Source organism: Rathayibacter sp. AY1A5 (genome assembly GCF_002930875.1).
Lineage (GTDB): Bacteria > Actinomycetota > Actinomycetes > Actinomycetales > Microbacteriaceae > Rathayibacter.
In genome coordinates, this window is the sequence record NZ_PSTM01000028.1 from 1 (window position 1) to 21,134 (window position 21,134).

Consider the following 21,134-nt stretch of genomic DNA (forward strand, 5'->3'; position numbering starts at 1 on the left):
ACGCATGGACAAGGACGAACTGGGGCGGCGCGGCGAGGAGATCGCGGCGGCGCACCTGAGAGACAACGGATTCGAGATCCTCGACCGCAACTGGCGGGTGGGGAGGGACGTCGGGCCGGGGTCTTCGGACGCCGCCGGGGGCGGCTATGCGACCAGCAGGAGGGATCCGCGTTGCCTGAAGACGAGACCCGCGGAGCCGCGCATCCGAGAGAGCTCCGGAGCGGGGTGGGGCTCCGGGCACCGGGTCTCGATGCGCCGTCGGAGGCGGCTACGCGACCAGCAAGGGGTCCGGAGCCTGCCGCGACAGCGTCCTACTCGTCGAGCGCGAGCTCCTTGGGGAGCTCGAACTCCTTGCGGGAGAGCTCCTCGACGTTGACGTCCTTGAAGGTCAGCACGCGCACCGACTTCACGAAGCGGTCGGAGCGGTAGACGTCCCAGACCCACACGTCGCGCATGGTCAGCTCGAAGTAGAAGTCGTGCTCGGTGTCGCGGCGGACCAGGTCGACCTCGTTCGCCAGGTAGAACCGGCGCTCGGTCTCGACGACGTACGAGAACTGCGAGACGACGTCGCGGTACTCCCGGTACAGTGCCAGCTCGACCTCGCGGTCGTAGTCCTCGAATTCGTCCTCATCCATCGTTGGACAATCCTACGCCGAGCCGACGGGCACGAACGCCGGGAGCGGCTCCTCGACGCTCTCCCGCGACTTCGACAGCCAGGTCACCCGGTGCAGCGGGGACGGGCCGACCCGCTCGATCCCCGCCCAGTGCGCGGCGCTGCCGTAGCCCTTGTTGCTGTCCCAGGCGTAGTCGGCGAAGTCGTCGTGGTGGCGCACCATCTGACCGTCCCGGCCCACCTTCGCGAGCACGGAGGCGGCGGAGACGGCGGCGCAGTCGCGGTCGGCCTTCACGCGGGTGACGATCGTCAACTCGGCCGCCCACTCGCCCAGCGCGGGCGTCAGCCAGTCGTGAGCGCCGTCGAGGAGGACGACGGCGGTGGCGAGGTCGACGCCCTGGTCGGCAAGGCGCTCGATTCCCCTCGACGCGGCGCGGCCGAGGCCGGCGATGATCCCGGTCTCGTCGATCTCGTCCGCCGAGGACTCGCCGATCGCCCAGGCCGAGACCCAGTTCGCCACCCCCGGCAGGAGCGCCTCGCGGCGGGCGGGAGCGAGCATCTTGGAGTCGCGGAGCCCCTCGGGGAAGCGCCCGCAGCGGCTGCCGATCGACACGACGCCGACCGAGACCGGACCGGCGATCGCGCCGCGGCCGACCTCGTCGCAGCCGATGACCGTCTCGTAGCCCTGCCGGAAGAGGCGCCGCTCCTGGGTCAGCGTCGGCTCGGCGACGACCACCTAGCCCTGCCCGCTCTGCGCGTCGTCCGAGCCCTCCTCGGAGGCCTCGGTGTCGACTCCGCGGAACACCGACGGGTAGTCGTCGAGCCACGCCCACTGCTGCACGGGCCAGGTCACGAGGATCGCGCGGCCCACGACGTTGTCGATCGGCACGAAGCCGCCGCCCGGCTTGTCGGTGTTGTAGCGGGAGTCGGCGGAGTTGTAGCGGTTGTCGCCCATCACCCAGAGCGAGCCCTCGGGCACGACGACGTCGAAGGGGGTGGCCGAGACCGCCTGCACCCCGTCCGGCAGCTTCACGTAAGGCTCGTCGATCGGGTTGCCGTTGATCTCGACCTGGCCGAGCGGTGTGCAGCAGGTCACGTGATCGCCGGGCAGGCCGATGACGCGCTTGATGAGGTGGTCGTTGCTGTCGGGAGCGGTGAGGCCGACGAGCGCGAGGGCGGAGTCGACCGCGGCCTGGAACGGCGGCACGTTGGGCTCGGAGCTCGGCGAGAGCCATCCCCCGGGATCGCGGAAGACGACGACGTCGCCGCGCGAGATCTTCACCACTCCGGGTACGAGCTCGTTCACGAGGATCCGGTCGTTCTCGACGAGCGTCTGCTCCATGGAGGAGGAGGGGATGTAGAACGAGCGGATCAGGAAGGTCTTCACGAGGAAGGAGACGAGCACCGCGACCACGAAGATGATCAGCACGTCGCGGAGGAAGAGCAGGACTCCCCGGCGCTTGCGCGGGCGCTTCTCGGACGGATCCGCCGAGTGGCGGGCGTGGTCCTCGCCTCCGGGGAGGCGGACCGGGGCCGTGCTGTCTGTCATCGCTCGCCGTCGCCCCTACTGTGCATCACCGGGTGGACTCCCCGGACGGATCGCCCCGAGAAAGGGAGGAACCCCGGTCCATCATAGGTGGACCGGGGTTCCCGAGAAGTCGTGAGGAAGCCGCTCAGGCGTCGCGCTTCTCCTTGATCTTGGCCTTCTTGCCGCGCAGGTTGCGCAGGTAGTAGAGCTTCGCGCGACGGACGTCACCGCGGGTGACGACCTCGATGTGGTCGATGACCGGCGAGTGCACGGGGAACGTGCGCTCGACGCCGACCTGGAAGCTCACCTTGCGGACGGTGAAGGTCTCGCGGACGCCCTCGTTGGAGCGGCCGATGACGACGCCCTGGAAGACCTGGATGCGCGAGCGGGAGCCCTCGACGATGTTGACGTGGACCTTGACGGTGTCGCCGGCGCGGAAGTCCGGGACATCGCTGCGGAGGGACGCCGCATCGACGGAATCGAGGATGTGCATGCTGTATCGCTCTCCGTGCCCGCCACAGGTCGAACACCGTTTCGTTGATGGAAGTCGGTCGTGCCCACGTCGTCGCGGCTCCCCTGTGGCAGAGCCTGCGCGAGGCACAAGCGCTCATTCTGCCATGCCGCGTCGATCCGAGTCAAAGCAGGGTCGTGAGGAGGGCAGGGTCACCCGGAGGCAGAGCCGCGCAGAGGGCGGATCCGTCGAGAGGGCCGAGCCGTGGAACAGGGCGGGGCCTCGCAGTGGGACAGCGCCTCGCGGGACGCCCGACCCCTCAGAGGACGATGGTCTGCCCGTCCTGCGGGCGCTCCGGATCGAAGCCCTCGCCGGCGACCGGGCGGTGAGCGCCCTCGGCCTGCACGGACGCCGCCTCCGAGAAGGCGAGGAGAGTGGCCCTCGCGTCGGCGAGGAACCGCCACCCCGAGTGCCAGAAGGCCGCCACTCCGAGGACCACCGAGAGCAGGCCCAGCGCCCAGGCGCCGGGCGGGAAGAAGCCGAAGGCGATCAGGGAGAGGTGCCAGGCGCCGACCACGGCCACGTCGCCCCACGCGGGAGTGCGCGTGGGCCGGACGGTCACCCGGAATGCGACGATCGCGGCCACAGCCGCCAGCGCGACCGCCAGAATGGGGAGGGCGATCACCAGGCCGAGCACGGTCCAGCCGCTCGATCCTCCGAAGACCCCGTAGCCGAGGAGGATCCACAAGGGCAGCACGATCGCCGCCGGGAACTGCCAGGAACCGAATGCCCGTCGCGTGCGCATGCACCGACCGTACCCACCACCGCTGAGCGACGGCTCAGCGGACCCCGAGAGGATCAGGATGATCGAGCTACGCACCCCCGCCGAGATCGAGGAGATGCGTCCCGCCGGCCGCTTCGTCGGCGAGGTACTGAAGGCCACCTCCGCCGCCGCCGCGGTCGGCGTGAACCTGCTGGAGCTCGACCGGCTCGCCCACGACATGATCCGCACGGCCGGCGCCGAGTCCTGCTACATCGACTACCACCCCTCCTTCGGCGCCAGCCCCTTCGGCAAGGTCATCTGCACCTCCGTCAACGACGCGGTGCTGCACGGCCTGCCCTTCGACTACCGGCTGAAGGACGGCGACCTGCTGACCCTCGACTTCGCCGCCTCCGTGAACGGCTGGGTCGCCGACTCGGCCATCAGCGTCGTGGTCGGGACGCCGCGCGAGGAGGACCTCGCCCTCATCGACACCACCGCCCGCGCGCTCGAGGCCGGCATCGCCGCCGCGCAGCCCGGGAAGAAGATCGGCGACATCTCCGCGGCCATCGCCGCCGTCGCACACGCCGAGGGCCTGTCCATCAACACCGACTTCGGCGGCCACGGCGTCGGCCGCACGATGCACGGCGATCCGCACATCCCCAACGACGGACGCGCCGGCCGCGGCTACCCGCTCCGCCCGGGCCTCGTCATCGCGATCGAGCCGTGGTTCCTGCAGACGACCGACGAGATCTACACGGACAAGGACGGCTGGACCCTCCGCAGCCGTGACGGCTCTCGCGGCGCCCACATGGAGCACACGATCGCCATCACCGAGACGGGGAACATCGTCCTCTCCGCGCGGGACTGACCGAATGATGGACAGTACCGCTATCCGATAGCGATACTGTCCACGTGAGAATCTCGGAGCTCAGCCGCAGCAGCGGCGTCAGCCTGCCCACGATCAAGTACTACATCCGGGAGGGGCTGCTGCCGCCGGGCGACGCCGCCGGCCCCCAGCGGGCGGAGTACGGGGACGCCCATGTCGCCCGCCTGACGCTGCTCCGGGCGCTCATCGAGAACGGCGGCGTCGGCATCGCCGGCGCGAAGCGGATCACGGCCGCGCTCGACACGGGCGTCGGTCCGACAGCAGCGTTCGAGGTGGCGCAGGACGTGGTCTCCGTGAGCGCCGACTCGACCGCGTCCGCCACCGATGCGTCGACGCGGCGGATCGCCGAGGCCGCGGGCTCCGACCACTGCGGCCACCCTGCCGTCGCGACGGCGGCACGGGCGCTCGACGCGCTCGAGCTCTCCACCGGACCGATGAGCGCCGGCTGGCTCGAGGCCTACGCCCGCGCCGCCGCCCTCGTCGCCTCCGCCGACCTCGACGAACTGCAGGCCCGCGAGAGCGTGAGCGAGCAGGCTGCCGTCGCCGCCGTCGGCACCGCGCTCGGAGACGTGGTGCTGCAGTCGCTCCGGCGCGTCGCCCAGGCGCGCGAGACGCAGAGCCGCTTCGGCTCGACGGAGGTGCCCCGATGAGCGCCGCGACCGAGACGCCCGCGCGCACGGCCTCAGCTGCTCCGCACCGGCCGCTCCTGGTGCTCGCTGCCGCGATGGCGGTCGGTGCCCTCCTCTGCGCGATCGCGCTGGTCGTCGATCCCCGCGAGCTCGGCGGGCAGCCGCTCTGGGGCAAGCCGCTGAAGTTCTGCCTCTCGATCGCGCTGTACGCCGTGACGCTCGCCTGGCTGATCGGGCTCGTGCCCCGCCGGCGCCGCCCCGCCCGAGCGCTGGGCACGGTCGCGGCGGTCGGTCTGGCGGTCGAGATGGTCGTGATCGGAGGCGCCGCCCTGGTCGGCGAGCGCAGCCACTTCGACGTCTCCACTCCCCTGCACGCCGCGCTCTGGGCCTCGATGGCCGTCTCGATCGTGGTGGTCTGGCTGGCGACTCTGGTCCTCGCCGCCCTCCTGGCGCGGGTGCCGCTCGGCGACCCGGCGCTGACGCTCGCCGTCCGCGCCGGACTCGTGATCGGGCTCATCGGGATGGCCCTCGCGTTCCTGATGACGGGGCCCTCGCCCGGCCAGATCAGCGACTACCAGGGCGTCGTCGGCGCGCACGCCGTCGGAGTCGCGGACGGCGGACCCGGCCTCCCCCTCCTGGGCTGGAGCACCACGGGGGGCGATCTGCGCATCCCGCACTTCGTCGGGATGCACGCTCTGCAGGGGCTCCCGCTGCTCGCGCTGCTGCTCGGACGGCTGGCAGCCCGGATTCCCGTCCTGCGCCCCGGATCCACCCGGCTGCGGCTCGTCGCACTGGCCTCGGCGGGCTGGGCGGCCGCGGTCGCCCTCACCTGCTGGCAGGCGCTGCGCGGTCAGGCGCTGACCGCACCGGACGCGCTGACCCTCGCCGTCGCTACTGTGGCCGTGGTCGCCCTCGCCGGAGGGACGATCCTCACCCTCGCACGAACGGAGGCCCGCGCATGAGCCGGCTGCACCGCGGCTGGACGCCGCTCGGGATCGTCTACCTCGTCCTCGCCCTCGCCGGGCTGATCGGGACCTGGACCTGGAACGTGAGGGCTATGCAGGAGGGCGCGGACCTGCTCGCCGGCCTCGCCGCAGGCGGGCCGTGGGTGTCGTCGTTCTCGACCGACCTGCTGGTCGTCGCGATCGCGGCCGTCGCCTTCATGGTGGTGGAGGGCCGCCGGATCGGGATGCGCCGCGTGTGGATCCTGGTGCTGCTCGCGCCGCTGGTCGCCCTCGCGTTCGCGTTCCCCCTCTTCCTCGCCCTCCGCGACCGGCACCTGGCCCTCGCGGCCCGGTGACCGTGCGGCGAGGGGCTAGGGAAGCAGTTCGGGGCGGACGCGGCGCGTGCGCTCGACGCTCTGCTCGTGGCGCCAGGCGGCGATCGCCCCGTGGTTGCCGCTGAGGAGCACCGGAGGGACGTCGAGGCCGCGCCAGGAGGCCGGCTTGGTGTAGCTCGGGTACTCGAGCAGCCCGTCGGAGTGGCTCTCCTCGACCAGGCTCGCCGGATTGCCGACCACGCCCGGGACCAGGCGTCCGACGGCCTCGATCATCGCCATCACGGCGACCTCTCCTCCGTTGAGGACGTAGTCGCCGAGGCTGATCAGCCGGACCCGCGCGCGCTCGGCGGTGTGGTCCACGACGCGCTGGTCGATGCCCTCGTAGCGGCCGCAGCCGAAGACGAGGGTGGACTCCTCCGCGAGCTCGCGGGCGGTCGCCTGGGTGAACAGCTCGCCCGCGGGCGACGGGAAGATCACGACGGGGTCGTCCGCGCCGTCGAGGATCGTGTCGAGCGCCTCGCCCCACGGCTCCGGTCGCATCACCATGCCGGCGCCGCCGCCGTAGGGCGTGTCGTCGACGGTGCGGTGGCGGTCGTGGGTGAAGTCCCGCAGGTCGTGCACGCCGAGCTCGATCAGCCCGCTCTGCCGAGCACGGCCGAGCAGGCTGATGTCGAGCACGCCGAAGAACTCCGGGAAGATCGTGACGATGTCGATCCTCACGACCGGGGCTCCTCCTCGGAGGCGGCCGGGGGCTCGTCGTCGGCGGGCTCCTCGAGAGCGGAGTCCGCGTCATCGGAGGCGTCCGTCGCGTCGGCGTCCGCAGGCGCGCTCAGCGCCGGGTCCGCGAGGTCGACACCGCTGAGGTCGACCGCGGCGGGCTCCTCCTCGGGAGCCTCCTCGAACAGGCCGATCGGAGGCGTGACCGTGACGATCCCGGCCGCGGCGTCGACGGAGGGGACGATCGCGTTCACGAACGGCACCATCACCTCGCCGGAGGGGGTACCGACGATGAGCAGGTCCTGCGCGGGGAAGTGGTCGACGCGGCGGACGGTGCCGACCTCGACGCCGTCGCGGACGACCTTCATGCCGACCAGCTGGTAGTCGTACCAGGAGTCGTCCTCGCCCGGCTGGGTCTGCACCTCCTCGTCGATCCAGAGGATCGCCTTCAGGAGGGTCTCAGCGGCGTTGCGGTCGTCGACGCCTCGGAAGAACGCGACGGGGTGGCTGTTGTACCAGCGCAGCTCGACGAGCTCGAGCTTCTTGCCGTGCCACTCGGAGGTGCGCGGGACCTGCAGCGTGAACGTGGATCCGGGGGTGAAGCGCTTGTCGGGCTCGTCCGTGTAGAGCTCGAGCTTGATGGCGCCCTTGAGTCCGTGGGCCTTGGTGAGTCGGGCGACGCGGAGCTGCGTCGTGCCCGGTCCGGTGACCGACACCTCTACTTGTCGGTGTCGACGACGTCGACGCGCACTCGGCGCCCGTCGGCGAGCGCGGCGACGAGAGTGCGGACGGCCTTGGCGGTGCGACCGGAGCGTCCGATCACGCGGCCGAGGTCCTCGGGGTGCACGCGCACCTCGAGGACCTCTCCGCGCGGGGAGCTCGTGGCCACGACACTGACCTCATCGGGGTTCTCGACGATCCCCTTGACGAGGTGTTCGACGGCGGGAGCGAGCACTGACTACGCCTCGGTGGAGGTCTCGTCGGCGGTGTCCTCGACCGGGGCGGCCTTGGCCGGAGCCTCGGCCTTCGGCTTGAGGACGGGCTTCTTCTTCGCGTCGACGACGAACGGAGCCTTGGGCTCCTTCACCTGGACCGTGCTGACGGCGTCGGCGTCGCCCTTGAAGCGGCCCCAGTCGCCGGTCAGCTTGAGGATCGCGGCGACCTGCTCGGTCGGCTGCGCGCCGACTCCGAGCCAGTACTGCGCGCGCTCCGAGTCGACCTGGATGAACGAGGGCTGCTCGGTCGGGTGGTACTTGCCGATCTCCTCGATCACGCGGCCGTCGCGCTTGGTGCGCGAGTCGGCGACGACGATGCGGTAGTAGGGCGCCCGGATCTTGCCGAGGCGCTTCAGACGAATCTTGACAGCCACAATTCTCCTGTGTGGTCGTTGACCGGTGTCCGGTCGATGATGGATGAACTGAGCCGTGAGCGTGGGGGCACACCCGGCGGAAGCTCGAGGGGGTTTCGTCGGCGGTGAGTAGAGGGTCGACCGCCTCGGACCCGACGGATCATTCTGCCAGAAAAACCGCCCCGGTGCGGGCCCGGCACGCCGCCGACCAGCGGCACCCTCGCGGGAGCGGGCCGCGCGGGACCCCGAAGGCCGCCGCCGGGGCTCTGCGTCCGCCCCGGCCGCAGGTGGCAGGATGGCGAGGCGCGTCCCGATCGGCGGACGCCCGGATCCGATGAGGACCACGCCATGGAGATCAGCTTCGCCGCATCAGACCGCTCCACGCTCGGGATCGAGTGGGAGGTCGCGATCGTCGACCGGCAGACGGGCGATCTCGCCAACGTCGCCGATGTGGTGCTGGAGGCGCTCCGCAGCGACGACGGCGCCCCGCACGCGCACATCACCGGCGAGCTGCTGCGCAACACGGTCGAGCTGGTCTCCGGCGTGCACACCTCCGTCCGCGACGCGGTCGCCGACCTGCAGGATCAGCTGCGGCAGGTGCGCGAGATCACCGACCCCATGGGACTCGACCTCGTGTGCTCGGGCACGCACCCGTTCGCGCAGTGGTTCGACCAGGCCATCACGGACAAGGAGCGGTACCACCGCCTGATCGACCGGACCCAGTGGTGGGGCCGGAACATGATGATCTGGGGCATCCACGTGCACGTCGGCATCGAGCACCGCGACAAGGTGCTGCCGATCCTCAACTCCCTGCTCGACTACTACCCGCACCTGCAGGCGCTCTCGGCGTCGAGCCCGTTCTGGGGCGGAGTCGACACGGGCTACGCCTCGAACCGCGCGCTGATGTTCCAGCAGCTGCCGACGGCGGGCCTGCCTCCGCAGTTCGGTGCCTGGGCGAACTACGAGGAGTACGTCGACGACATGATGCGCACCGGCGTCATCGACGACCACACGGAGGTCCGCTGGGACATCCGCCCCTCGCCGCAGTGGGGCACTCTCGAGATGCGCGCGTGCGACGGCCTCTCCTCCGCGGAGGAGATCGGAGCGGTCGCCGCGCTGATCCAGTGCCTCGTCGAGCACCTCTCGTCGCGGCTGGACGCGGGCGAGGACCTTCCGACGATGCAGCCCTGGTACGTGCGCGAGAACAAGTGGCGCGCGGCCCGCTACGGACTCGACGCCGAGATCATCCTCGACGCCGCCGGAGCGGAGCGGCTGGTCACCGACGACATCCGGGACCTGCTCGTCACCCTCGCACCGGTCGCCGAGCGTCTCGACTGCGTGAAGGAGCTCGGCGACGTCGAGCTGATCCTGGTCGCGGGAGCGAGCTATCAGCGCCAGCTGCGGACGGCCGCGGCGAACGACGGCGACCTGAAGGCGGTGGTCCGGGCGCTCGCGGGCGAGCTGCGCGACGGGCTCCGGGATCCCCGCTCATGACGCGTCCCGTCCTCCTCGCCGCAGCCGCGATCGGCGCGCTGGCCCTCGGCCTCGCCGGCTGCTCGTCCTCGACGACGACCGGCCCGGCGACCGCGTCCCCCGCCGGCACCGCCACTCCCCTCCCGACCGTCACCGCCGATCCGCTGCCGCTCTCGATCGGCGGCTCCCTGCCCGCCGGCTCCCGGGTGACGATCGTCGGCGACAGCATCGTGCGCGGTCTGACGGTCGACCCGGAGCAGGCCTGGCCCGCTCTCGTCGGCGACGACCTCGGCTGGGAGGTCACGAACCTGGGCTGCGACGGCGGCGGGTTCATCGAGCCGGGTGACTGCGGCGTCGCGATCGGCGACCGCGCGGAGGAGATCGCCGACACCCGGCCCGATGCGATCGTGCTGATCGCCAGCAGCAACGATCTCGGCTGGGATCCGGAGGACGTGGACGCCGCGATCGGGCCGGCAGTGGACGCGATCGTGTCCGCCTCGCCCTCGGCCCGGCTCATCGCGCTCGACTCGGTCTGGGGCCCCGACCCGCGCCCCTCCGATCTCGACGAGTACGACGCGGCGCTGGTCGAGGCCGTGACGGCCGCCGGCGGCGGTGCGCTCGAGTACCCGGACCCCCTCCGCGAGGACGGGCTGCTCGGCGAGGACGGCGTGCATCCCACCGTCGAGGGCCAGCGCGCCCTGGCCGACGCGTTCGAGGTGGCGGCCGAGAAGTCCGGCCTCGCCCGGGCGGTGCCGACCGGCCAGAAGGCGACGGACGCGCCGCCGGCCTGACTCCGACGCGGGGCGCCGCCCTGACGGCGCCCCGCCGGGTCAGCGCGCGGTGCTGTTCCGGCCGTCGCGCCAGCCGAGCAGGTCGCGCACGGGCGCGAGGTCGATGTCCGGACCGGTGATGCCGAGCGTGAACAGGCGGGCGCCCAGATCGTACTGCTGGTCGAGCACGTCGAAGGAGGCGTCGTCGACACCGCCGCGCACGCTCGCGCCGGTCGAGATCTCGATCGCCGCCGGGTCGCGGTCGACGCGGCCGCACCACTCCGAGAGCACGCCGAGCTTGCGCTCGAGCGTCGGGACGTCCGAGAAGCTGTGCCAGATGTCGGCGTGCTCGGCGACGATCCGCAGCGTCTTCTTCTCGCCGCCGCCGCCGATCATCACCGGGATGTCGCGGGTGGGCGCCGGGTTGAGCATCGACCACCGGCTGCGGATGCGCGGCATCGCCTCGGAGAGCTCGTCGAGGCGGGAGCCGGGAGTGCCGAACTCGTAGCCGTACTCCTCGTAGTCGCGCTCGAACCAGCCCGAGCCGATGCCGAAGATCAGACGGCCCTCGGCGCCCTTGGCGCTGATGTGGTCGACCGTGCGCGCCATGTCGGCGAGGAGGTCGGGGTTCCGGTAGCTGTTGCAGGTGACCAGCGGGCCGAACTCGATGCGGCTGGTCTGCTCGGCCCAGGCCGCGAGCATGCTCCAGCCCTCGAAGTGCAGGCCGTTCGGCTCTCCCGAGAGCGGGAAGAAGTGGTCCCAGTTGAAGGCGATGTCGACGCCGAGGTCCTCGAGCTCGGCGAGCGTGTCGCGGATGACCTCGTAGGGGACGTGCTGCGGTGCGATCTGGACGCCGATGCGGACGGGGCGCGCGTGTGCGGTTGTCATGCCCTCACGCTAGCGAGCGGTGCGCCTCACGGGGATCCCCGCTGCGGCCCCCGGAGGGACGGCGCGCTACTCCCCCGCCGGGTCCGGCGACGCCGAGGGCGCCTCGTCGCTCGTGGAGCGGGCGAGCTTGACGACGGTGGCCCCCTCGTCGTCGAACAGGCGGAGCCGTCCGCCGTCGATCGAGGCCATCGCCGCCTCCGAGAAGATCATCGGCAGTGCGACGCCGTCGCAGGCGATCAGCGTGCTCGGCCCGGCCGAGACGGTGAGGGCGCCCTCCTGGTCGATCGACCACTCGCCCTGCGCGCCGTTGCAGCCGTCGGAGCCCGTCCAGGTCCCGTCCTCCGCGATCAGGAGGAACGGAACGTCGGGCGCGTCGTAGGAGACGCCCGTCACCCAGCGGCCGACCAGGTCCTCCGGGGAGGGCGCCGTCATCGCGTCGACCCCGGAGCCCTCGGCGCAGCCGGTGAGCCCGAGCACGGCCGCGAGGACGAGGATCCCGCCCGCGCGTCCGGCCGCGACCCGCCTCATCGCCCGAGGAGCTTCTGCAGCTGCTCGAGCTCCTCCGGCGTGGGCTGGGCGCCCTTGCCGGCGCCGCCGCCCAGGCCGAAGCCGGAGCCGCCCGCATCGCCCGGGCGGGGCCCGGAGGTGATCGCCGCGTTCTCGGCCGCGCGCTTCGCGGGGTTGCCGGACTTGCTGCTCTTCTTCTTCTGCGGCTTCGGGCGGCCCTGGTAGCCGGCGCCGGGCACCGGGCCCATCCCGGGGACCGAGGGCATGCCGCCCTTGGCGACCGTCTTCATCATCTTGGCGGCCTGCTCGAAGCGCTGGACGAGCTGGTTGACGTCCGTGACCGTCATGCCGGAGCCGCGGGCGATGCGCAGGCGCCGTGAGCCGTTGAGCAGCTTCGGGTTGACCCGCTCCGCCTTCGTCATCGACTGGATGATCGCCTCGGTGCGCACGATCTCGCGCTCGTCGAACTGGTCGAGCTGCTCTCGCATGCCCTTCGCGCCGGGCAGCATGCCGATCATCTTCTTGATCGAGCCCATGTTGCGCAGCTGCTGCATCTGGCCGAGGAAGTCGTCGAGGGTGAACGTGTCCCCCATGATCTTCTCGGCGATCTTGCGCGCCTCGTCCTCGTCGAACGCGGACTGGGCCTGCTCGATGAGCGTCAGCACGTCGCCGAGGTCGAGGATGCGGCTCGCCATGCGGTCGGGGTGGAACTGCTCGAAGTCGTCGAGCGACTCACCCGTGGAGGCGAAGAGGATCGGGCGGCCGGTGAGCGAGGCGACCGAGAGCGCCGCGCCTCCGCGGGCGTCGCCGTCGAGCTTGGAGAGGACGACGCCGGTGAAGTCGACGCCCTCCTGGAAGGCCTTGGCGGTCGCGACCGCGTCCTGGCCGATCATCGCGTCGATGACGAACAGGACCTCGTCGGGGTTCGTGACGCGGCGGATGTCGGCGGCCTGCTTCATCATGTCGGCGTCGACGCCGAGGCGTCCGGCCGTGTCGATGATGACCGTGTCGTACTGCTTGTCGGTCGCGAAGCGGATCGCGTTCTGGGCGACCTTGACCGGGTTGCCGACGCCGTTGCCCGGCTCCGGCGCGTAGACCGCGACTCCGGCCTGCTCGCCGACGACCTGCAGCTGCTGAACGGCGTTGGGGCGCTGGAGGTCGGCCGCGACGAGCAGCGGGGTGTGGCCGTCCTTGCCGAGGTACTTGCCGAGCTTGCCCGCGAGGGTCGTCTTGCCCGCGCCCTGGAGGCCGGCGAGCATGATGACGGTCGGCGGGCGCTTGGCGAACTCGAGCCGGCGCGACTGTCCGCCGAGGATCGCGACGAGCTCCTCGTTGACGATCTGGACGACCTGCTGGGCCGGGTTGAGCGCCTTGTTGACCTCGTCGCCGAGGGCGCGCTCGCGCACCTTGCCGGTGAACTCCTTCACGACCTCCAGCGCCACGTCGGCGTCGAGGAGGGCCCGCCGGATCTCGCGGACGGTGCCGTCGACGTCCGACGCGGAGAGCTTGCCCTTCGTGCGGAGGTTCTTGAAGGTCTCGACGAGTCGATCGGAGAGGGTGCCGAAAGTAGCCATGATGCCCGGAATTCTACCGGAGGCCCGGAGGGTCGGCGGGCGCGGCCGCCGATCGGCTCGCGATCGACGCGATCACCGCGGAGCGGATTAACTGGTCCGGGTCCAAGAACAGGGTTAGGGTGGCCCGGTGATCGAGACACTGGTGGCGGGCGACTCCGCGGACCCCCTGGACTACTCCGACGGCTGGGAGCTGCAGCGCCGCCTGCACGCCGAGGTGGTGGCGGGCTCGAGGCCGGACACCCTCGTGCTCTGCGAGCACTCCTCCGTCTACACCGCCGGCAAGCGCACCGAGGCGCACGAGCGCCCGGACGACGGCTCGCCCGTGGTCGACGTCGACCGCGGAGGGCGGATCACCTGGCACGGCCCGGGCCAGCTCGTCGGCTACCCGATCGTGCGGCTCGGCGAGCCCGTCGACGTGGTCGCCTACGTCCGCTCGCTGGAGGGCGTGCTGATCGCCGCTCTCGACGACCTGGGCGTGCAGGGGCGGCGCGTCGACGGGCGCTCGGGAGTGTGGATCCCGAGGGACGGCGGCGCCGACAAGATCGCCGCGATCGGCATCCGCGTCGCCTCGGGCGTGACGATGCACGGCTTCGCCCTCAACGTCTCGAACAGCCTCGAGCCCTACGCCCGCATCGTCGCCTGCGGCATCGCCGACGCCGGAGTGACCACGCTCGAGCGCGAGCGCGGCGAGGCTCCGCCCATGGAGGCGGTGCGGGCGCGGGTGGCGGCGCGCTTCTCGGAGGCGGCCCCCGCCTTCTCCGCCCGCATCGAGGAGGTCGCCGCGTGAGCGCCGAGGCCGGCGGCCGCAAGCTCCTGCGGCTGGAGATCCGCAACGCCGAGACGCCGATCGAGCGCAAGCCCGAGTGGATCCGCACGAAGGCCTCGATGGGCCCGGAGTACCGGCAGCTGCAGTCGCTGGTGAAGAGCGAGGAGCTGCACACCGTCTGCCAGGAGGCGGGCTGCCCCAACATCTTCGAGTGCTGGGAGGACCGAGAGGCGACCTTCCTCATCGGGGGCGCCCAGTGCACCCGCCGCTGCGACTTCTGCCAGATCGACACCGGGAAGCCCGCGGACTACGACGCGGACGAGCCCCGGCGCGTCGGCGAGTCCGTGGCGCGGATGAACCTCCGCTACGCGACCGTCACCGGAGTCGCCCGCGACGACCTGCCGGACGAGGGCTCCTGGCTCTACGCCGAGACCATCCGCCAGATCCACGCCCAGGCTCCGGGCACGGGGGTCGAGATCCTGGTCCCGGACTTCACCGGCCGCGCCGAGCACCTGCAGCGGGTGTTCGACGCGGAGCCGGAGGTGTTCGCCCACAACGTCGAGACGGTGCCGCGGATCTTCAAGCGCATCCGGCCGGCGTTCCGCTACGAGCGCTCGCTCGACGTGCTCACCCAGGGCCGGGAGGCGGGGCTGATCACGAAGTCGAACCTCATCCTCGGCATGGGCGAGGAGCGGGAGGAGATCTCGCAGGCGCTGCAGGACCTCTACGACGCCGGCACCGACATCGTGACCATCACGCAGTACCTCCGCCCGACGCCGCGGCATCTGCCGGTGGACCGCTGGGTGCACCCGGAGGAGTTCGTGGCGATCAAGGAGGAGGCCGAGGACATCGGCTTCCTCGGCGTCCTCGCGGGGCCCCTGGTCCGCTCCTCCTACCGGGCCGGCCGGCTCTGGGCGCGCTCGATGGAGTCGAAGGGGCTGCCGGTCCCGGAGCACCTGCGCCACCTCGCCGACGCGGCACTGGGCTTCTCGCAGGCCGTGTAGCCCGCCACCGGGACGGCGCCGGCGCGTCGTCCCGGGCGGGGCCGCTCAGCTGACGAGCTGCTGGGCGAAGACGTGGGGGGTGAAGCCGGTGAGGTCGCCGATGCCCTCGCCCTGGCCGACGAGCTTGATCGGGATGCCGGTGCGCTCCTGGACCGCGAGGACGAAGCCGCCCTTCGCGGAGCCGTCGAGCTTGGTGATGACCAGGCCGGTGACGCCCGCGTGCTCGATGAACGCCTCGGCCTGGCTCAGCCCGTTCTGACCGGTCGTCGCGTCGAGCACGAGCAGGATCTCGGAGATCGGGGCCTGCTTCTCGATGACGCGCTTGATCTTCGTGAGCTCGTCCATCAGCCCGCCCTTGGTGTGCAGGCGGCCGGCCGTGTCGATGATGACCATCTCGACGCCGGTGTCCTTCGCGAACTGCACGGTCTGGAAGGCGACGGACGCCGGATCCTGGCGCTCCTGCTGCGGGCGGACGATCTGGGCGTCGGCGCGCTGCGCCCAGGTGGCGAGCTGGTCGACCGCCGCGGCGCGGAAAGTGTCGGCCGCGCCGACCACGACGCTCCGGCCGTAGTTGCGGAGGAACTTGGCGAACTTGCCGATGGTCGTGGTCTTGCCGACGCCGTTCACGCCGACCACGAGGATCACGGCGGGGCGCTCGCTGAGCTTGAGGGTCGTGTCGTACTTCGACAGACGCTCCTCGAGGGACTCGCGGAGCATCCGCTGCAGGTCGCGCGGGTCGGTGGTGGAGTAGCGGGCGACCTTGGCGCGGAGGTCGTCGACGATCTCCTCGGTGATGTCGGGGCCGAAGTCGGCGGTGATCAGCGCCGTCTCGAGGTCGTCCCAGGTCTGGTCGTCGATCGTGCGCTTCTCGAACAGGCCGCGCAGTGCGCGGCCGAGCGACCAGGAGGTGCGTTCTGCCATGGGTCCAGGCTACCGGCGGGCGCGCCTCCGAGCGGTCGGGGAGGCGGGTTCAGGCCGGGGGCGCGGCGACGCGCTGGCCGACGACGGCCGAGACGCCGTCCTGCCGCATCGAGACGCCGTAGAGGGCGTCCGCGATCTCCATGGTCCGCTTCTGGTGGGTGATGACGATCAGCTGGCTCGAGGTGCGCAGGTCCTCGAAGATGCTGAGCAGTCGGCCGAGATTCGCGTCATCGAGGGCGGCCTCCACCTCGTCCATGATGTAGAAGGGGCTCGGCCGCGACTTGAAGATGGCGACCATGAACGCCACGGCCGCGAGCGAGCGCTCCCCTCCGGAGAGGAGCGACAGCCGCTCGATCTTCTTGCCGGCCGGCCGCACCGCGACCTCGATGCCGGTGGTGAGCAGGTTCTCCGGGTCGGTCAGGCGGATGCTGCCGGTGCCGCCGGGGAAGAGGACGGGGAACACGTCCGCGAACGCCGCCTGCGTGTCGTCGAACGCGGAGGCGAACACGGTCTGCATCGTCTCGTCGAGCTCCTCGATGATGGTGAGCAGGTCGCGCCGGGTCCCGGTGAGGTCGGCCAGCTGCTCGGTCAGGAACGCGTGCCGCTGCTCCAGCGCGGCGAACTCCTCCAGCGCGAGCGGATTGACGCGGCCCAGCTGCCCGAGCTGCTTCTCGGCCTTCTCGAGGCGGCGGCGCTGCTCCTCGCGGACGTAGGGCCGCGGCTCCTGCTCCACGTCCGTCTCGTCGGGGACGCCGACTCCGGGACCGTACTCCTCCACCAGCACGTCCTCGGTGAGCCCGAGCTCGGACGCGGCGCGCTCGAGCAGACCGGTGAGCTGCAGCCTCTTCTCGTAGATCTGCAGCTCGAGGCCGTGGACGCTCTCGGTGACGGACTGGAGCCGGTCGCGCACGCTCCCCTCCTCGCGGCGGAGCCCCTGCAGCTCGGCGTTCTGCTGCGAGCGCGCCGCCTCGGCCGCGACGAGCTCGGCCCGGGCCTGCTGGACGGAGCGGTCGACGGAGGCGAGGACGGCGGGGAGCGCGGCGGTCACCTCGGCCGCCGCGTCGCGCTGGCGACGGCGGATCACGGCGCGGCGCGCGGCCTCGTCGGCGGCGGCGCGGTCGGCGGCCAGCTGGCGGGCCAGCGCCTCCCCGCGGGACTGCTCCGCCCGCACCCGCTCCTTGGCGGTCTCGACGCCGAGCCGCGCCTCGATCTCGCGCTCGCGTGCGGTGTCGACGTCGCGCTGCAGACCGTCGCGCGCGCTCGCGTCGAGCACCGGCCGGGGCCTGGCGCGCGCGGCGTCGAGCGCCGACCTCGCCTCCTGGGCCGCGCGCTCGGCGTCGCCGACCCGGTCCGAGGCGACGGCCAGCGCCCTCGAGCCCCGGCCGTGCTCGGCGGTGGCCGCCTCGAGCTGGGCGCGCACGCCGCCGAGCCGCTCGGTGTGGGCGGCACGGGCGGCGTCGTGCTCGCGGAGGGCCGAGAGCGCGCTCGCGGCCTGCTCCTTCGCGCCGCGGAGCGCTCCGGTCTGCTCGGCGAGTTCGAAGCGGAGCCGGTCGATCCCGCCCTCGACCTCCTCCAGCCGGGCGGCGGCGGAGTCGCGCTCGGAGACGAGCTCGATCCGGCTGCGCTGCCCGCCGGAGCCGGCGCTCTGCACGGCGTCGGAGACGGTCGCGCCGTCGCGGGTGACCAGGACGGTGCCCGGATCGATGCGCTCCCTCAGGCGCCGCGCCGCGGCGAGGTCCTCGACCACGAGCACGCGCTCGAGGAGCGAGAGGACCCCGGCCGGCGCCGAGACGAGGTCGCCCGCGCGTTCCGCCCCCTCGGGAACGGTGAGAGCGACGTACGGCCTGGCGGCGTCGGCGACCAGCAGCTCGACGCGTCCGAGGTCGCGCTCCAGCGCGGCGTCCAGAGCCGCGTCGGCCCGGGTGGTCGACTCGACCAGCACGGCGTCGGCGACCGCGCCGAGGGCGGCGGCGATCGCGGCCTCGGAGCCCGGCCGCACCTGGATCCGCTCGGCGACCCGGCCGCGCACCCCCTCGATCCGGGCGGCGATCAGCTCGGCCGAGCCGTCCGAGACGTCGAGGGCCAGCGACAGGGCACCCGTGCGGGCGGCCAGCGCCTCGCGCTCGCGCTCCAGGGCGTGCAGCTCCTCGCGCAGCCGCTCGATTCCGGCCTCGGCGGCCGAGACCGCGGACTGGGCGAGCTCGTAGCCCTCGTCGAGGCCGCCGTCGGGGCCACGGCCCGCGTCGTCCAGCTCGGCCTCCAGAGCGTCGAGCGCCCGCCGCGCCGCCTCCTTCCGCCGGTCGGCCGCGTCGAGGGTGTTCTGCGCGCGCAGGACCTCGCCCCGGACGGACGCGAGACGGGAGGCGGCGGTGTCGGCCTGCCCCGAGAGGGTGGAGAGCTCGAGGTCGTAGCGCGAGACGAGGGCCGCCTGCGCGGCGATCTCCTCGTCGACCGCGTCGAGGGCGGAGCGGGCGGCGACGGTCGTGCGCTGCGCCTGGACCCACGCCGTCTCCGCGTCGAGGACGGCCTGCCGCAGGCGCTCCAACTCGACCCGCGCCTCCTCCACCTGCGCCGGCGTCACGCGCGGCTGGATCTGCGGCTGCTCGGACTCGAGCTCGAGCATCGCGAGCCGCTGCCCGGCGAGGGCCGAGAGGTTGCGCAGCCGCTCCTGCACCGACTCCAGCTCGAACGAGGTGCGCCGGGCGTCGTCGACCGCGTCGCCGACCACCTCCGCCTCGATCCGCGCTCGCCGGAGCGTCGCCTGCTCGAGCCGCTGCTGCAGGACCACCCGCTCGCTGTGCCGCTCGCTCTCGGCGCGGGCGAAGCCGTCCAGAGCGGTCCGGAGCTCGACCACGTCGTCGGCGAGCAGGCGCGCCCGGGCGTCGCGCACCACGGCGGCGATCGTCTGAGCCTGCCGTGCGACCTCGGCCTGGCGCCCGAGGGGCTTGAGCTGGCGCCGGATCTCGCCCGCGAGGTCGGAGAGGCGGGTCAGGTTCGCCTGCATCGCCTCGAGCTTGCGGAGCGTCTTCTCCTTGCGGCGTCGGTGCTTGAGGATCCCGGCGGCCTCCTCGATGAACCCGCGCCGCTCCTCGGGGGTCGCGTGCAGCACGGCGTCGAGCTGTCCCTGCCCCACGATGACGTGCATCTCGCGCCCGAGACCGGAGTCGCTCAGCAGCTCCTGCACGTCGAGCAGCCGGCAGCCGCGTCCGTTGATCGCGTACTCGCTGCCGCCGTTGCGGAAGAGGGTCCGGGTGATCGTCACCTCGGTGTACTCGATCGGCAGGGCGCCGTCCGAGTTGTCGATGGTGAGCGCGACCTCGGCGCGGCCGAGGGGTCCGCGGGTGGAGGTGCCCGCGAAGATGACGTCCTCCATCTTGCCGCCGCGGAGCGTCTTCGCCCCCTGCTCCCCCATCACCCAGGCGAGCGCGTCGACGACGTTGCTCTTGCCCGAGCCGTTGGGGCCGACGACGCAGGTGACCCCCGGCTCGAAGGCGAACGTGGTCGGCTGAGCGAAGGACTTGAAGCCCTTGAGGGTCAGGCTCTTCAGGTACACCCGGCCGCCTCGCTCCCGTCCACAACGCCTCCACGGTAGCCGACGGCCGCGGCCGGGCCGGGAGGCGGAGCCCCGACCGGCCCACGGACCGCCGCGATCCCGCACCGGAACAGGCGCAGGAGGCCGCCGCGGGCGCCGGGACGTGCACACTGGGGTGGTGAACCGCACCTCCGACCCGGCGCTCCGGATCCGCGAGCTCGCGATCCCCGAGGCCGTGGGCGCCGATGGCTGGAGCGACTTCCTCGCCCTGACCGCGATCGGCGATGCGGTGGGGACCGCCCCGGACTGTCGGGCCGTCTACACCTGGAACGCCGAGGAGAACCGACCGATGCTCGCCGTGAACGAGGCCGTCGGCTTCACCCCCGTCGCCCACGAGGGCCAGTGGAGGAAGGAGCTCTCATGACCCCGCTCGTCGAGCCCGGACCGCCGCTGACCGCCGCCGAGCGCGAGAGGTTCGCCCGGCAGATCCGCCTGGCGCCCCTCGGGGAGCTCGGACAGCGGCGCCTCCGGAACGCGCGCGTGCTGATCCTCGGCGCGGGCGGCATCGGCTCGCCGGTGATCACGGCGCTCGCCGCTGCCGGGATCGGGCGGCTCGGCATCGTGGACGGCGACGTCGTCGAGGTCTCGAACCTGGCGCGGCAGACGGCGCACGACGACTCCTCGGTGGGCCGGTCGAAGGCGGAGTCGGCGGCGGCGACCGCGCGGCGGCTCTCCCCCGGCATCGACGCACGGGCCTTCCCGGTGTCGCTGACCTCGGCCAACGTCGACGCCCTGGTGGCGGGCTGGGACGTCGTGGTCGACGGCTTCGACACCTTCGGCGCGCGCTACCTCGCCTCGGACGCGACGACGCGCGCCGGGATCCCGCACGTGTGGGGGTCGGCGCTCGGCTTCGACGGGCAGCTCTCGACCTTCTGGGCCGGCGCTCCGGGCGGAGGGGTGACCCTGCGCGCGCTGCACCCCGAGGCCGAGGACGCGGGCGACAGCTGCTCGACGGTGGGCGTGCTGGGCGCGCTCTGCGCGCTGATCGGCTCGGCCATGGCGGCCGAGGTCGTGAAGCTCGTGACCGGGGCGGGCGAGCCGCTGTTCGGTCGCGTCCTCGTGCACGACGCCCTCGACTCCTCCTGGGCCGAGCTCCCTCTCGAGCGGCGGGTGCCGCCGGTCCCGGAGCGGCGGGCCGCGGCGGGCTCGATCACGGCGGCCGAGCTGCGGGAGCGGCTGGCCGGGCCGACGCCCCCGACCGTCGTCGACCTCCGCGAGGACGACGAGGACCGGACCGTCGCGGTGCCCGGTGCCGTGCGGATGCCGATGTCGCGCTTCGACCCCGTCGCTCTGCCGGCCGGTCCGCTCGTGCTGCACTGCGCCTCCGGGGTCCGATCGCGTCTCGCGGCGGAGCGCGCGGCGGCGGCGGGCGTGGCGTCCGACTCGCTCGACGGCGGGATGGCGTCGTGGCGGGAGCGGTGACCC

General features: G+C 72.5%; 24 protein-coding genes. 10 read left to right on the plus strand and 14 right to left on the minus strand.

All coding sequences use genetic code 11. The annotated features are described in order from the left end of the window. Window positions 1-311: 311 nt before the first annotated feature. The 5 genes from C5B98_RS15010 to C5B98_RS15030 all read right to left on the minus strand — a co-directional run bounded on the left by C5B98_RS15010 (window position 312) and on the right by C5B98_RS15030 (window position 3,397). Complete coding sequence (locus tag C5B98_RS15010) at window positions 312-635, minus strand: DUF2469 domain-containing protein (protein WP_055792576.1); 324 nt, start codon at window positions 633-635, stop codon at window positions 312-314. Between the two features lie 12 nt (window positions 636-647). Next, window positions 648-1,349 carry a ribonuclease HII gene (locus C5B98_RS15015; RefSeq protein WP_104223902.1) on the minus strand — a complete coding sequence of 234 codons (702 nt, stop codon included), beginning with the start codon at window positions 1,347-1,349 and terminating at the stop codon, window positions 648-650. After that, the gene (lepB, locus tag C5B98_RS15020) at window positions 1,350-2,162 is read right to left on the minus strand and encodes a signal peptidase I (protein ID WP_104223903.1); all 813 of its coding nucleotides are present in this window, start codon (window positions 2,160-2,162) and stop codon (window positions 1,350-1,352) included. It lies immediately after the preceding gene. 124 nt (window positions 2,163-2,286) lie between these two features. Beyond that, window positions 2,287-2,634, minus strand: coding sequence for a 50S ribosomal protein L19 (rplS, locus tag C5B98_RS15025; protein WP_104223904.1), 348 nt, complete (start codon window positions 2,632-2,634; stop codon window positions 2,287-2,289). 277 nt (window positions 2,635-2,911) lie between these two features. Further along, window positions 2,912-3,397: a hypothetical protein gene (locus tag C5B98_RS15030; protein ID WP_104247628.1), complete on the minus strand. Its 486-nt coding sequence runs from the start codon at window positions 3,395-3,397 to the stop codon at window positions 2,912-2,914. A 58-nt stretch (window positions 3,398-3,455) separates the two neighbouring features. Here C5B98_RS15030 and map point away from each other — a divergent pair, with 58 nt between their 5' ends. From map to C5B98_RS15050, 4 genes are read left to right on the plus strand one after another with little or no spacing between them, the layout of a single operon-like run. Then, window positions 3,456-4,223, plus strand: a complete 768-nt coding sequence (gene map, locus C5B98_RS15035) for a type I methionyl aminopeptidase (protein WP_104328022.1) — start codon at window positions 3,456-3,458, stop codon at window positions 4,221-4,223. Window positions 4,224-4,267: 44 nt separating this feature from the next. Beyond that, a complete protein-coding gene (locus C5B98_RS15040) occupies window positions 4,268-4,891 on the plus strand; it encodes a MerR family transcriptional regulator (RefSeq protein WP_104328023.1) in 624 nt (207 codons plus the stop codon). Further along, complete coding sequence (locus tag C5B98_RS15045) at window positions 4,888-5,832, plus strand: hypothetical protein (protein ID WP_104328024.1); 945 nt, start codon at window positions 4,888-4,890, stop codon at window positions 5,830-5,832. The genes C5B98_RS15040 and C5B98_RS15045 overlap by 4 nt, the downstream gene beginning before the upstream one ends. Beyond that, window positions 5,829-6,170, plus strand: coding sequence for a DUF2834 domain-containing protein (locus C5B98_RS15050; RefSeq protein ID WP_104223909.1), 342 nt, complete (start codon window positions 5,829-5,831; stop codon window positions 6,168-6,170). The genes C5B98_RS15045 and C5B98_RS15050 overlap by 4 nt, the downstream gene beginning before the upstream one ends. Window positions 6,171-6,185: 15 nt before the next feature. On the opposite strand, the gene trmD is transcribed toward C5B98_RS15050, so the two are convergent. The 4 genes from trmD to rpsP are packed head-to-tail and all read right to left on the minus strand — an operon-like array spanning window position 6,186 to window position 8,235. Next, complete coding sequence (gene trmD, locus C5B98_RS15055; protein ID WP_104226875.1) at window positions 6,186-6,869, minus strand: tRNA (guanosine(37)-N1)-methyltransferase TrmD; 684 nt, start codon at window positions 6,867-6,869, stop codon at window positions 6,186-6,188. Continuing rightward, a complete protein-coding gene (gene rimM, locus C5B98_RS15060; protein ID WP_104328025.1) occupies window positions 6,866-7,582 on the minus strand; it encodes a ribosome maturation factor RimM in 717 nt (238 codons plus the stop codon). The genes trmD and rimM overlap by 4 nt, the downstream gene beginning before the upstream one ends. Window positions 7,583-7,584: 2 nt before the next feature. Beyond that, window positions 7,585-7,821 carry an RNA-binding protein gene (locus tag C5B98_RS15065; RefSeq protein WP_068210678.1) on the minus strand — a complete coding sequence of 79 codons (237 nt, stop codon included), beginning with the start codon at window positions 7,819-7,821 and terminating at the stop codon, window positions 7,585-7,587. Window positions 7,822-7,824: 3 nt separating this feature from the next. Next, on the minus strand, window positions 7,825-8,235 hold the full coding sequence (rpsP, locus tag C5B98_RS15070) for a 30S ribosomal protein S16 (protein WP_104328026.1): 411 nt from the start codon (window positions 8,233-8,235) through the stop codon (window positions 7,825-7,827). A 327-nt stretch (window positions 8,236-8,562) separates the two neighbouring features. On the opposite strand from rpsP, the gene C5B98_RS15075 reads away from it, so the two are divergent. Together C5B98_RS15075 and C5B98_RS15080 are read left to right on the plus strand one after the other, a co-directional pair. Then, window positions 8,563-9,708 (plus strand): glutamate--cysteine ligase, encoded by a 1,146-nt coding sequence (locus tag C5B98_RS15075; protein ID WP_104247632.1) that lies wholly within the window; start codon window positions 8,563-8,565, stop codon window positions 9,706-9,708. Beyond that, on the plus strand, window positions 9,705-10,478 hold the full coding sequence (locus tag C5B98_RS15080) for an SGNH/GDSL hydrolase family protein (RefSeq protein WP_104269063.1): 774 nt from the start codon (window positions 9,705-9,707) through the stop codon (window positions 10,476-10,478). The genes C5B98_RS15075 and C5B98_RS15080 overlap by 4 nt, the downstream gene beginning before the upstream one ends. A 39-nt stretch (window positions 10,479-10,517) precedes the next feature. Here C5B98_RS15080 and C5B98_RS15085 read toward each other — a convergent pair whose 3' ends face one another. From C5B98_RS15085 to ffh, 3 genes are all read right to left on the minus strand, one after another. After that, complete coding sequence (locus C5B98_RS15085) at window positions 10,518-11,345, minus strand: LLM class F420-dependent oxidoreductase (protein WP_104328027.1); 828 nt, start codon at window positions 11,343-11,345, stop codon at window positions 10,518-10,520. A gap of 66 nt (window positions 11,346-11,411) precedes the next feature. Next, window positions 11,412-11,873 carry an META domain-containing protein gene (locus C5B98_RS15090; protein ID WP_104260572.1) on the minus strand — a complete coding sequence of 154 codons (462 nt, stop codon included), beginning with the start codon at window positions 11,871-11,873 and terminating at the stop codon, window positions 11,412-11,414. Then, window positions 11,870-13,426, minus strand: coding sequence for a signal recognition particle protein (gene ffh, locus C5B98_RS15095; protein ID WP_104226882.1), 1,557 nt, complete (start codon window positions 13,424-13,426; stop codon window positions 11,870-11,872). Before ffh ends, C5B98_RS15090 begins: the two co-directional genes overlap by 4 nt. A 127-nt stretch (window positions 13,427-13,553) precedes the next feature. Between ffh and lipB the strand changes: the two genes are divergently transcribed. Beyond that, window positions 13,554-14,213, plus strand: a complete 660-nt coding sequence (gene lipB / locus C5B98_RS15100; RefSeq protein WP_104226883.1) for a lipoyl(octanoyl) transferase LipB — start codon at window positions 13,554-13,556, stop codon at window positions 14,211-14,213. Further along, the gene (gene lipA / locus C5B98_RS15105) at window positions 14,210-15,196 is read left to right on the plus strand and encodes a lipoyl synthase (protein WP_104226884.1); all 987 of its coding nucleotides are present in this window, start codon (window positions 14,210-14,212) and stop codon (window positions 15,194-15,196) included. Before lipB ends, lipA begins: the two co-directional genes overlap by 4 nt. 45 nt (window positions 15,197-15,241) lie before the next feature. Here the strand turns inward: lipA and ftsY are convergent, their stop codons facing one another. Together ftsY and smc are read right to left on the minus strand one after the other, a co-directional pair. Next, complete coding sequence (gene ftsY / locus C5B98_RS15110) at window positions 15,242-16,117, minus strand: signal recognition particle-docking protein FtsY (protein ID WP_104223920.1); 876 nt, start codon at window positions 16,115-16,117, stop codon at window positions 15,242-15,244. Window positions 16,118-16,166: 49 nt separating this feature from the next. Beyond that, window positions 16,167-19,670 carry a chromosome segregation protein SMC gene (gene smc, locus C5B98_RS15115; protein WP_104328028.1) on the minus strand — a complete coding sequence of 1,168 codons (3,504 nt, stop codon included), beginning with the start codon at window positions 19,668-19,670 and terminating at the stop codon, window positions 16,167-16,169. Window positions 19,671-19,827: 157 nt separating this feature from the next. Between smc and C5B98_RS17425 the strand changes: the two genes are divergently transcribed. Continuing rightward, window positions 19,828-20,073 (plus strand): hypothetical protein, encoded by a 246-nt coding sequence (locus C5B98_RS17425; RefSeq protein ID WP_181028756.1) that lies wholly within the window; start codon window positions 19,828-19,830, stop codon window positions 20,071-20,073. Further along, window positions 20,070-21,131 (plus strand): ThiF family adenylyltransferase, encoded by a 1,062-nt coding sequence (locus C5B98_RS15125; RefSeq protein ID WP_104260568.1) that lies wholly within the window; start codon window positions 20,070-20,072, stop codon window positions 21,129-21,131. The genes C5B98_RS17425 and C5B98_RS15125 overlap by 4 nt, the downstream gene beginning before the upstream one ends. The last annotated feature ends 3 nt before the right edge of the window (window positions 21,132-21,134 follow it).